This window comes from Marinobacter sp. PE14 (assembly GCF_053566155.1).
This window is the reverse complement of sequence record NZ_JBQXNY010000005.1, coordinates 234150-246020: the sequence shown is the minus strand read 5'-3', so window position 1 is coordinate 246020 and position 11871 is coordinate 234150. Positions and strand designations below refer to the sequence as shown.

Genomic DNA, 11871 nt, shown 5'->3' with positions numbered 1-11871 from the left:
CCTACCTGAGCCAGAGTATGGCGGGGTTTTCCAGGGGAAGGTTCAGGCGTTCGTCCCGCACCCGCAGGCGTGGGGTGTAGTGTCCTTCTGGGCGTGAAGGCACTGTGCATTCATAAAGATAGGTATGGGCGGAACCACCCAGTGGATGTTTCATCTCCATGGGTGTAACGGTTCTTGGGCCATGCTCGGAGTGCTCTGCCACAAGCTCTACCGCAATCCTCTGCTCGTCAATACCGTCCAGGTAGACTTCCACGGTGAACGTCTGGCTCCCCGGAGCTTCGCCGGTATTGAAGCTGTTGAAGCGCAACCGGGACCAGTGCCTCGAGATTTCTCCATACTCATTGAGTAGCTCCCGTGCAGTCTCGGAGCTGCGGTGGCTTCCCACTTCTTCCATGGGTAGATAAAACTGCTCGACGTATTCCCGCACCATCCGGTTGGCGGAATAGGCCGCCGTCAGTTGATCCATGCTCGCACGCATACGCCCGACCCATTTCCGAGGAATACCCTCGCTGTCGACGTCATAGAACCCCGGAATCACCTCGTTCTCCAGCAGATCAAAGAGCTCCTCCATGTCTGAAAGATCGTGGTCGTGATTGTTTGACCCGCTCAGCTCGTCAAAGGTAGCGCCGGGTCGAATAGCCCAGCCCACATCGGAGTTCCAGGCCTCCGCCCACCAGCCATCATACTGTGACAGGTTCAGCCCCCCGTTCACGAGCACCTTCATACCGCTGGTGCCACAGGCCTCCCACGGATGCCTGGGACAGTTCAGCCATACATCCACGCCCTGGATAAGCTGGTTGGCCACGCCCAGATCGTAGTCTTCAATAAATACCACCTTACCCTCGACGTCCGGTCGCCGGGAGAAGGCTTTCCAACGTCGTATGATGTCTTTGCCCGGAAGATCATAGGGGTGGGCCTTGCCCGCAAGCACGATCTGAATGGGGCGATCGCGGCTAACAAGCAGCTTGAGCAGGCGCTCCTGATCCTTGAGTAGAAGGTCTGGTCGCTTGTATTCCGTAAACCGGCGGGCAAACCCCAGCGTGAGGGTTTCATGGTCTAGCAAAAGGCCGCAGGCGGCTTCATGGTTGTTTCCGGGGTTCTGTTCGCAATGCTGGCTTGCAAGCCTTCGCCGGAGATAGTTGATCAGCCGGGCACGCTGCAGACGCCTCATTTCCCATAACTCTTCATCGGCGATGTCTGTCATCGGACAGGTGTTCTCGAAAGGCCTGCGCCAGCGATCCTTGCCACAGGCCCGTGTCCAGATGGCGTCGGATTCCGGTGAATCCCAGCTCGGCGTGTGGACGCCGTTGGTCACGTAGTCCGCCGGAATGTCTTCGGCTGGCCAGCGAGAGAAGAAGGGTTGGAAAATGGTCTGGGTGACCTTCTGGTGAATGCGACTGACACCGTTGAACCGGCCGCTCATATTCAGGGCCAGCAAGGCCATGTTGAGTTTAGGGCCAGTCGACCGATTATCTGCGTTGGATGGTTGGCTTCCCAATGCCACCAATTGATCGACATTCAGTTCGCGGCCTTCAAGCCAGGGTGTCAGGTACAAGCGCAATAGCGATCGGGAGAAATGATCAAAGCCGGAAGCCACCGATGTGTGTGTGGTAAATAGATTGGTCGCCCTTGTCGCGGTTCGAGCCGTCTGGAAATCACTTTCATGTTCATCCTGCCAGCTGAAAGCCCTCTCGATCAGTGCCAGGGCACAGTGGCCTTCATTCAGATGGCAGAGCGACGGCGATTTCCCCAATTGTTTCAGCAGGCGCCAGCCACCGATGCCCAATACCATTTCCTGTTGCAGGCGCTTTTCCGGGTCGCCGGTATAGAGTTCGCTGGTAATACCGCGGTCGCCCGGTTCGTTTCGGGGGTCGTTGCTATCGAGCAACAGCAGCTCGCAGCGGCCCACCTGTGCCTTCCAGGCCCGCAGGCGAACGTGTCGTCCCGGGAAAGGCACAATCACCCTCACCCACTGGTCGTCAGCGTCCCGCAAAGGTGAGACGGGCAGCATGGTGGGATCGTTGTAAGGGTAGAATTCCAGCTGTTCGCCATCGGTGCTGATAGCCTGGCGAAAGTAGCCCTGCTGGTAAAGCAGGCCTATGGCCATCACGGGAACACCCAGATCACTTGACGCCTTGAGGAAATCCCCGGCGAGCACGCCCAGTCCACCGCTGTATAGCGGGAGAGATTCGCTCAGGCCGTATTCCATGCAGAAATAGGCAACACCCTCGCCCAGGTCTCCCGGGCAGTCGGAGGAATACCAGGTATCTGCCTGGATAAACTCACCATGGGCCGACATTTGCTCACGGTAGCGTTCCTGGAAGTCAGGATCGGCAGCCAGCTCTTCCAGTCTCTCACCGGATACAGTGTTCAGCACCAGCCAGGCGTTGCGGGTGGTGTCCCAGATTTCTGCATCAAGGGCACGCCACAGATCATCGGTGCCATGGTGCCAGGTCCATCGCAGGTCCAGTGCCAGCTGAAACAGCCCGTTCAGGGATTCCGGCATGGACCGCGGGGTATAGGCTGCCAGCGTCAAATGTGAGCTCCGCTCAGGTTGGTCGGGGTATCAGCGAGCGGTATAACCGCCATCAATCACCAGCTCACTGCCAGTTACAAACTTGGACTCGTCCGAGGCCAGGTAGACGGCGCCCCAGGCAATATCATCCGGCTCGCCCATATGACCCACAGGATGCATCGCCGCTGTCGCTTTTCTGGCTGCTTCCGGGTCTTGCCCGGTTGTTTTGAGATGAGCCTCAACCAGCGGAGTCCAGACAAATCCGGGATGAACGGAATTGCAGCGAATGTTCTCAGTGGCATACAACAGGGCGTCGGTTTTTGACATCAGCCGAACGGCCCCCTTGGATGCATGGTATGGCGGAATATCCGGCGCACTCACCAGGCCGTAAATCGACGACAGGTTGATAATGCTGCCAACGCCCGCTTTTTTCATGTGGGGAATGGCGTGCTTGGTGCAGAAAAATACACCTTTCACGTTCACAGTCTGCACGTGATCCCACTCTTCCTCGGTCAGCTCATGAGTGGGCTTGTTGGCACCCGCGATGCCGGCGTTGTTGACCAGTACTGTGAGGCTTCCGAAGTTTTTGGCAACGTCATCCATTACCTTCTTTACTTCTTGCTCCTTACTCACGTCACAGTGCCAATAACCGGCCTTCAAACCCCGATCTGTTAGCTCGCTTGCGAGGGTTTCACCTTCAGAGTCCTGACAATCCAGTATGGCGATAGCGGCGCCCTCCTCTGCCATACGGGTTGCGGTTGCAGCTCCGATCCCGACGGAGCCACCGGTGACTACCGCAACCTTATCTTTGAGCCGTTCCATGAGAGATCTCCCTGATCAATTCAATAGGCTTGCTGCCGGCGAACCGGAAAATAGCTGACGGACATATGATGGCTTTTCAGCCAGTGCATCAGTGAGGAGATGGTGAAACTGTCGTTTTCAACCCCTTCAAAATCAACACCCAGTCCCCGGTCTGACTTACGGACAACGTGGGCCTTAAGGCGACGGAACCGCTTTTCCTGGGTGTCCGGAAAACGGAATTCCAGTTCTACGGTCTGGTTTAACTGTACGTCGGTGTAGTCTGTGGCAATAAACAGCCCACGTTTGGACGCATCGCGGATCTGTCCGGTTGCCACCGGCATCCCGCGTTTGTATACCAACAGGCCGAGCTTTCCATCTACGCGTTTACTGAGTCTGTGTTCCATTTTTCCCCCTCGTGACTCATCCAGAACGCCAATTGTTGATACTGCCTGTGTTTTATATCGAAGGTTTGGGGGCGCCTCTTTGATGCTGATCAAAAAATGGTCAGTCTTGGGGTAGACGCCCATGTCGCTTTACTGCGTCAGCGATAATTTTCGACAGGTCTTCCTCAGAAAAATTCCAATCCAGCTGCCAAATCCAGTTATTTGTAATGGTGCCCGGCGTGTTGAACCTCGCCTCGGTTCCAAGGCAGAGGAAATCCTGCATCGGCACCACGGCCAATGAGCAGACCGAACGGAACGCCGCTTCAATCACCGGCCATGGCATCCCCTCATCACTGGTTCCCAGATAATCATTTACATAGCGCCGGGTACGATCATCCAGGCTCCGGTACCACCCCAGTGTTGTATCGTTGTCGTGGGTGCCGGTGTAGACGAGATCCCGGGGATGGTGGTTGTGAAGCAGATGCGGATTGTTCGGGCTTCCGTCAAAGCCAAACTGCATCACGGTCATTCCTGGCAGCCGGAAGCGATGGCGAAGTTCTTCTACATCGTCGCTTATAATGCCGAGGTTTTCGGCGACAAGGGGCAAGTCCGGGAACCGGTCGAAGCAGGCCTGCAAAAAATGGTCAGCGGGGCCGGGAACCCAGTAACCATTTCGCGGTTGAGGGGCCTCGGCCGGAATTTCCCAGTAGGCCTGAAGCCCACGGAAATGGTCTATCCGGATCAGATCAAACAGATGGCGCTGGCTTTCGAGCCGTTCCAGCCACCACTTGTAGCCATCTTCGGCCATGGCCTGCCAGTTGTAGAGCGGGTTGCCCCAGTGCTGCCCCTCCTCGGAAAAATAATCCGGCGGGACACCGGCAACCACCGTGGGTTCGCCTCGGGCGTCGAGTTTGAAGAACTGTCGGTTGGCCCAGACATCGGCGCTGTCTTGAGCAACAAAAATGGGGATATCACCAAACAGCAAAACCCTGCGGCTTCGTGCATAGTCCCTGAGTGCCTGCCACTGGTGATTGAAGAGGAACTGCTCAAACCTGATGCGAGCCAGTCTGGGCTGGTTCTGGTCGACAAATGCCTGCAAGGCAGCAGGTTCCCGATCTCTCAAGTGTTCTGGCCACTGGAGCCAACCTGGCGACTCCTGAACCTCCCGGATTGCGCAGAACAGACAGAAATCATCCAGCCAGTAGTCGTTACTTGTCCGGAAAGCGTCAAATCCGGCCAGATCAAGCCCGGTCTGGCCTGTTGCCCGGCCCTCGAAAAAACGTTGGGCGGCAATGGCCAGCAACTGCTGGCGGGATTCGGCAATGGGCTGGGTCAGTTCTCCGTCGGCCAGCAGGCCAATCTGCAGTAGTTCAGCGAGGTCAATAAAATCCTGGTTGCCTGCGTGGGCACTCAGGGATTGGTACGGTGAGAGATCCCGGTGTGTTGGTCCAATAGGCAGTGTCTGCCAGACGGTAATACCACTGTCGGCCAGAAAATCGACGAACCGGCGGGCGCCGGCACCCAGAACACCAAGGCTTCCGGGCAGGCAGGTCGGGTGAAGCAGGACACCAGCCCTGCGAGCACTGAACAGATCCTTGTCGTTCGCGGAAGTCATGCAGGAGTATCCACCTCATGCCCCGGTCGCATGGTGCCGCCGCGAGCCGGTTCTCCGCTGCCCTGGCTGAGCTTCTGGAACACGGATGGCGGCGCCGGGTAGCCGATCATTTCATAGAGGTTGACGAGGTGGCGGCGATACAGATGCTCAAAGTCGCTGACGATCTGGGCCGGGTTATAGTCACCAAACCACCAGAACCAGTCGGACCCTTCGCAGATCGCCAGTTGCTGCATGGCGGCTGCTTTCTGCTCTGAATTGAGGCTGCCGTTGTCCATCACCCGATCGAAGTGGATTTTGGCTTCACAGAGCAGATCCCAGGCCCGGTTCTTGTCCGGGTCACCGATCCAGGTGGAGAAAGTGCCGTAAATCCAGCTGCCGGCAACAAGATGGGGTAAATGAACCGGAGCGGCTACCTGGTTGGCCACCAGATCGGCATAGGTGGTCAATTTGAGCCCGGGGTGGTTTGCCAGCACCCGATAAAGTTCGTCGAGGAAGTGAAAACCGTTCTCGGGATAATACTCCCAGGCATTTTCGCCATCCATGATCACGGAAATCACCGGTTTCGTCTTGCCCTTGGCCTGCCCCGCAATGTTTTCCATGTGATGAACCAGGTCTCCAACGGCATCCCTGGCGTGCCAGTCTGCGTAGGTAAAGCCGATCAGATCCGACAGGCCGTCGTCACGGAAAAATACGGCGGTAGCCGATTCGCCGAACGTATAGGGCTGGTGAATCCCGGCATCGGGCAAACCCGGGTTGTCCTGCCGGGCAAGAGCCAGGCTGTTGTGCACCACAGAATCTCCGCTGGCAGTCCATCGGAATTGATGTTGATCCAGCAGGCTTAGTGTGGCCTGGCTAAGGCCACCCTCGGAAGCCCAGCAGCCGGAGGGGTCAACACCGAAGAACCGCTGAAAAACTGCCCTGGCCTGCTGGAGCTGCCAGGCGGCGCGCGCTTCGCCCTCCGGGTAATGGCTGTGTGTTGGCAAAGTGATATTCGGCATGGCTTCGCGGGCCGACCCCAGGTCGATCAACAAAGGCAGCATCGCATGGGTATAGGGGCTGACAGACAACTCCACCTGCCCTTTTTGCGCAAGATGCCGGTACCTTGGGCCAATGCCGGATAACACATCGAAAATCACATCGAGAAGAGCCCTCCGGTCATCCATCGAAAAATTGTGGCCCTTCTCCTGAAGGCTCTGGATGCAGTGGCTGCTTCTTCGGATGGTTTCTCCCATCCAGCCAAGGTGGTACCAAACCAGCAAGTCGGAAAGAAACCGGCTGGAAACGTATCTCTGTAGCTCGGGCTTTTCGCGGTAAACCTCTGCGAGCTCTGCCAATCGCGCGTAGGCCGGATACCGATTGATGATCCGTTCCCGATTGGCTCGCAAAGATTTTTCGATCAGTCCCAGAAACGCAGGCGTGCCGGTTTCCGGCAACTGCTCTGCAACCAGCGCGGCGAGCAAAGGATCGCCGATCTCGCCGGCGCCATGGCGCCATTTTTCAATCTGGATCAGGTAGGTCTCGATCTGCTCAAGCAGAACCGGGGCAAAATTGACCACCGCCCTGGCCTCCGGATTCGCTTCCAGATGCGCCGCCATGTCGCTGTAATCCTTGATGGTATGAAGGTACACCCAGGGAAACAGGAACTGATCGGTGCGCATATCCTGATAAGACGGTTGGTGCATGTGCCAGCAAAGTACAACCGGTGTTTTGGTGTCAGAGACCATGGGGATAGTCCTGCCCGAGCATCTCGGGCGTGATCAGCACAATACCTTTGGGCGACACATGAAACCGCTTCCGGTCATCGGCGTCGTCGAATCCTATCCTTGTACCTTCGGGGATGCGGCAGCCGCGATCGATCAAGGCATTGCGGATGTGGCAGTGACGGCCAATCTCGACATCCGGGTAGATGACCGAATCCGAGATTTCACTATAGGAATGAATCTTAACTTGTGAGAATAAAAGGGAATGCTTTACCAGGGCGCCGGAGACAATACAGCCGCCTGCCACCATGGAGTCCACAGCCATGCCCCGCCGATTGTCATCGTCGAAAATAAACTTGGCCGGCGGCAGCTGTTCCTGGTAGGTCCATATCGGCCAGTGGGAATCGTAGAGATTGAGCTCCGGGCTGATTCCGATCAGCTCCAGGTTTGCCTGCCAGAGTGCGTCAACAGTGCCCACGTCGCGCCAATAGGCCGGTTTGTTCTCAACCGGATTACGAAACGGGAAGGCGACCACCCGGAGCCGCTTGATGACTGAGGGAATAATGTCCTTGCCGAAATCGTGAGACGATTCGCCATCCATCTGCTGGTCGCGCATGAGTTCGTCGAAGAGCACCTGGGTGCTGAACACATAGATGCCCATGGAAGCCAGCGCCTTTGCAGGCTGGCCTGGCATCGGTCTGGGCCGTTCGGGCTTCTCGACGAACTCGGTAACCCTCAGCTCGTCATCCACCGACATCACCCCGAATGCTGAGGCTTCATCGAGAGGCACTTCGATACAGCCAACGGTGATATCGGCATCATTTTCCACGTGATGAGCCAGCATTGTGCCGTAGTCCATCTTGTATACATGATCACCCGCAAGAATCAGCACATACTCGGGCCGGTGGCTGCGAATGATGTCGAGGTTCTGAAGCACAGCATCCGCCGTTCCCTCATACCAGGAAGTCTCGATTCGCTGTTGGGCAGGTAAAAGCTCTACGAATTCATCCAGTTCTCCCCGGAGAAAGCCCCAGCCCCGCTGGATATGGCGGATCAGGGAATGGGATTTGTACTGGGTGACCACACCAACCTGCCCGATGCCGGAGTTGATGCAGTTCGAAAGTGGAAAATCGATAATCCGGAACTTGCCGCCAAAGGGCACCGCCGGTTTGGCCCGCCATTTGGTGAGATCGTGGAGGCGAGAACCCCGCCCTCCGGCAAGTACCAGTGCAAGAGTCTGACGAGTGAGACGACTGACGAAACGCTTGGCCGTTTGCATAGCTGCTTCCCTGAAGAAAACCTTCCCTGTGACCGGTCGTTCAACCGCAAGGGTTTGCCACGTTTTTGACGCCTTAAACTATATTAGAACACTAGCACGGAATTATGACGTAAACTTGTTTTGGGTCATTTTTTAAACAGGGCCTTTCGCGTCCAATGAAGGGACGTTCAAAGCGCTTCATCTGGTCAGGAACAGCACGGTCTATGGACAGCCCAACGCTCAGCGAATTCGACCTCCATCTCTTTGCCGAAGGCCGGCACTGGCACATTTACAACGTGCTCGGTGCCCATGTCTGCAGGAACCGAGGCGTGGAAGGTGTCCGGTTTGCGGTCTGGGCGCCCCATGCCAGCGCCGTCAGTGTTGCCGGAGACTTTAACGAATGGAACGCTGGCACCCATCCCATGTCTTTGCATGAGGGTGCGGGGGTCTGGTCATGCTTTATCCCGGGCATCGGTAACGGTGCTCTCTATAAATTCGCCATAACTACGGACAAAGGCCGGCAGATCCTGAAAACCGATCCCTACGGACAGGCTTTTGAGCTTAGGCCCTCCACCGCTGCTGTAGTAACCGAGCGCGGCCACTTTGGCTGGGGCGATGGCGACTGGCTGGCCCGGCGGGGTCGCTGGAACTGGCAGGATTCGCCCATCTCCATCTATGAGGTTCATGCGGCCTCCTGGCGGCACCACGGTTCAGGTCGATGGCTGACCTATCGAGAACTGGCGGACCAACTCATTCCCTATGTGCTCGAACTGGGCTTCACCCACATTGAACTGTTGCCGGTCACTGAACACCCCCTGGATGAATCCTGGGGTTACCAGACCACAGGCTACTACGCGCCGACCAGTCGGTTCGGCACGCCGGACGATCTCCGCTATCTGGTGGACCAATGCCACCGGCACAACATCGGCGTGATTCTGGACTGGGTACCGGGGCATTTCCCGACCGATGAACATGCCCTTGCCAGCTTTGATGGCAGCGCGCTATACGAGCATGAAGATCCCCGCAAAGGACGTCATCAGGACTGGGGCACGCTCATCTACAACTATGGTCGGCATGAGGTGCGGAACTTCCTGATCGGCAGCGCGTTGTTCTGGCTGGACGCCTTTCATATCGACGGGCTCAGGGTGGATGCGGTGGCTTCCATGCTGTACCTCAACTACTCCCGCAAGGAAGGCGAGTGGGAGCCCAACGTACATGGAGGCCATGAAAACCTCGAAGCCATTGAGTTTCTGCGGGAATTGAACCAGGTCTGCCAGAGCCGCTTCCCGGGAACACTGGTCTGTGCGGAAGAATCGACTTCCTGGCCACGTGTAACCAGGCCACCGGAAATTGGCGGACTCGGGTTCAATCTGAAATGGAACATGGGCTGGATGCACGACACCCTGGACTATCTGGCTCAAGACCCGGTGTATCGTCAGTATCATCACGACAAGCTGACCTTTGGGCTACTGTACGCCTTCTCCGAGAATTTTCTGCTGCCGCTTTCCCATGACGAAGTGGTTCATGGCAAAGGTAGCCTGATCAACAAAATGACCGGCGACGAATGGCAGCAGAGGGCTACCTTGAGAGTGCTTTTTACCTACATGTTCAGCTACCCGGGCGCCAAACTTCTTTTCATGGGCGGTGAATTCGGGCAGCGACGGGAATGGAGTGAATCCCGGGAACTGGACTGGTCGCTGCTGGCCTACCCCGAACATCAGGGCATTAAAAAACTGGTTCAGGACCTGAACGGCATCTACCGGCGGGAGGTCTCCTTACACGGCGCCTGCTTCACGCCGGATGGTTTCGAGTGGATCGACTGCCATGATTCTCCCCAGTCGGTGATCAGCTTCCTGCGCACGGCCAAGGGCGAAACCTCGGTGATTGTGGTCAATTTCACACCCATGCCGCGACACCACTACCGGATCGGCCTGCCTGAAGGCGGCAACTGGCGGGAAATTTTTAATTCCGATTCAGAGTATTACGGTGGCAGTAATCTGGGAAATCCCTACCCCATGCCTGCGGATGCCCAACCCTGGATGAACCGTGACTGGTCAGTGGAGCTGACCCTGCCACCCCTGGGCGCGATCATCCTGAGGCCGGCTTTATGATCCGGGTGTTGTTTGCAACCAGTGAAGTTTATCCACTGATGAAAACCGGCGGTCTTGCCGACGTTTCAGCTAGTTTGCCGGAAGCGCTGTGCCGCCTGGAATACGACGTGCAGATACTTCTGCCTGGCTATCCCGGTGCTCTGAAAGCGGCAAGAAAGGCAGGCTCCCGAAGGAAGGCGCGGTTTCAGTTGGGGCAATACAACGTGAGCCTCTGGCAAACCAGACTGCCCGGCACCGCCGTCACGCTCTGGCTCGTGGACTGTCCGCCACTGTTTGATCGCCCCGGCAACCCCTACAAGAACGAGGAAGGCCGAGACTGGTGGGACAATGCCCATCGCTTTGAGCTATTCGGGAAGGTGGGGTCCATGATTGCCATGGGAGAGGCTGGTCTGTCCTGGAGACCGGATCTGGTGCACTGCAACGACTGGCAAACCGGGCTGATACCAGTATTTCTGGAGGCCTACCACGACAGACCTGGCACTGTGTTTACCATCCATAACCTCGCCTACCAAGGGCTCTTCTCCCACGAGACTTTCCGTGCCCTGGGTCTGCCTGATTCACTCTGGAACCTTGAGCAGCTTGAATTCTACGGGCAGCTTTCGTTCATCAAGGGCGGCCTGGTTTTTTGTGACCGGATCACCACCGTCAGCCCCACCTATGCGCTCGAGATCCAGACCCCGGAATTCGGTAATGGGCTTGATGGTTTGCTCCGACACCGCCAGGACGCGCTCACCGGCATTCTCAACGGCATCGATAACCGCGTTTGGAATCCCGAGGAGGACCCTGAACTGTCCTTCCACTATGGCCGGGATCACTACAAGAACAAGGCGCAGTGCCAGGCCAGCCTGCAGCAAGAGCTCGGGCTGGAGGTAAACGGCGGCCCACTACTGGGCTTCATCGGTCGACTGGTGGAACAGAAAGGTGTGGACTGGCTGGTTTCAGTGATGCCGCATTTACTGGAACAGGGTTGCCAGTTTGTCGTTCTTGGCTCCGGTGAAGCCGGTTACGAGGAGCCCCTGAAACTCCTGGCCCGGCAATGGCCGGGGCAGATGTCTCTCACGTTGGGCTATAACGAGGGACTCTCCCATCGCATAACTGCCGGCTGTGACCTGTTCCTGATGCCCTCGAGATTCGAGCCGTGTGGACTCAACCAGATGTACAGCCTCAGGTACGGCACCATTCCGGTGGTGCACGGTGTTGGCGGACTGGCGGATACAGTCCAGGACCCACTGCAGGTCGGAATCGACAAGGCCAACGGATTCGTTTTTACCGGAGCCAATGCCGATTCGTTACTGGCCGCCGTATACCGCGCGCTGCAGGTTTTTGGAAAGCGTAAACAATGGCGGCGGTTGCAGGAAAACGGCATGGCCATCGACTATTCCTGGAAGCAGCGGGCTCGCACCTATGGCGATCTGTATCAGCGCATTCTCAAAAAACGTGACCAACAACAGCTGGATTAGTGCGAGCGTTTGCCCGCCTGGAGGCAAC

General features: G+C 57.1%; 8 protein-coding genes. 2 read left to right on the top strand and 6 right to left on the bottom strand.

The window, feature by feature from the left end:
• Window position 1: 1 nt before the first annotated feature.
• The 6 genes from glgP to glgC form a co-directional block, all read right to left on the bottom strand.
• Complete coding sequence (gene glgP, locus ACWJ62_RS17160) at window positions 2-2536, bottom strand: alpha-glucan family phosphorylase (RefSeq protein ID WP_449287285.1); 2535 nt, start codon at window positions 2534-2536, stop codon at window positions 2-4.
• Window positions 2537-2566: 30 nt separating this feature from the next.
• A complete protein-coding gene (locus ACWJ62_RS17155) occupies window positions 2567-3337 on the bottom strand; it encodes an SDR family NAD(P)-dependent oxidoreductase (protein ID WP_449287284.1) in 771 nt (256 codons plus the stop codon).
• A gap of 20 nt (window positions 3338-3357) precedes the next feature.
• Window positions 3358-3720, bottom strand: a complete 363-nt coding sequence (locus ACWJ62_RS17150) for a PilZ domain-containing protein (protein ID WP_449287283.1) — start codon at window positions 3718-3720, stop codon at window positions 3358-3360.
• 100 nt (window positions 3721-3820) lie between these two features.
• The gene (malQ, locus tag ACWJ62_RS17145) at window positions 3821-5314 is read right to left on the bottom strand and encodes a 4-alpha-glucanotransferase (RefSeq protein ID WP_449287282.1); all 1494 of its coding nucleotides are present in this window, start codon (window positions 5312-5314) and stop codon (window positions 3821-3823) included.
• A complete protein-coding gene (locus tag ACWJ62_RS17140) occupies window positions 5311-7038 on the bottom strand; it encodes a glycoside hydrolase (protein WP_449287281.1) in 1728 nt (575 codons plus the stop codon). Before ACWJ62_RS17140 ends, malQ begins: the two co-directional genes overlap by 4 nt.
• A complete protein-coding gene (gene glgC, locus ACWJ62_RS17135) occupies window positions 7028-8293 on the bottom strand; it encodes a glucose-1-phosphate adenylyltransferase (protein ID WP_449287280.1) in 1266 nt (421 codons plus the stop codon). The genes ACWJ62_RS17140 and glgC overlap by 11 nt, the downstream gene beginning before the upstream one ends.
• 203 nt (window positions 8294-8496) lie before the next feature.
• Here glgC and glgB point away from each other — a divergent pair, with 203 nt between their 5' ends.
• Together glgB and glgA are read left to right on the top strand one after the other, a co-directional pair.
• Window positions 8497-10383: a 1,4-alpha-glucan branching protein GlgB gene (gene glgB / locus ACWJ62_RS17130; RefSeq protein ID WP_449287279.1), complete on the top strand. Its 1887-nt coding sequence runs from the start codon at window positions 8497-8499 to the stop codon at window positions 10381-10383.
• A complete protein-coding gene (gene glgA / locus ACWJ62_RS17125; RefSeq protein ID WP_449287278.1) occupies window positions 10380-11843 on the top strand; it encodes a glycogen synthase GlgA in 1464 nt (487 codons plus the stop codon). The genes glgB and glgA overlap by 4 nt, the downstream gene beginning before the upstream one ends.
• Window positions 11844-11871 lie beyond the last annotated feature (28 nt).

Bases quoted from the DNA above. Each gene is read 5' to 3' on its own strand.
- ACWJ62_RS17155 (WP_449287284.1), bottom strand. From the start codon at position 3,337: ATGGAACGGCTCAAAGATAAGGTTGCGGTAGTCACCGGTGGCTCCGTC.
- ACWJ62_RS17150 (WP_449287283.1), bottom strand. From the start codon at position 3,720: ATGGAACACAGACTCAGTAAACGCGTAGATGGAAAGCTCGGCCTGTTG.
- malQ (WP_449287282.1), bottom strand. From the start codon at position 5,314: ATGACTTCCGCGAACGACAAGGATCTGTTCAGTGCTCGCAGGGCTGGT.
- ACWJ62_RS17140 (WP_449287281.1), bottom strand. From the start codon at position 7,038: ATGGTCTCTGACACCAAAACACCGGTTGTACTTTGCTGGCACATGCAC.
- glgC (WP_449287280.1), bottom strand. From the start codon at position 8,293: ATGCAAACGGCCAAGCGTTTCGTCAGTCGTCTCACTCGTCAGACTCTT.
- glgB (WP_449287279.1), top strand. From the start codon at position 8,497: ATGGACAGCCCAACGCTCAGCGAATTCGACCTCCATCTCTTTGCCGAA.
- glgA (WP_449287278.1), top strand. From the start codon at position 10,380: ATGATCCGGGTGTTGTTTGCAACCAGTGAAGTTTATCCACTGATGAAA.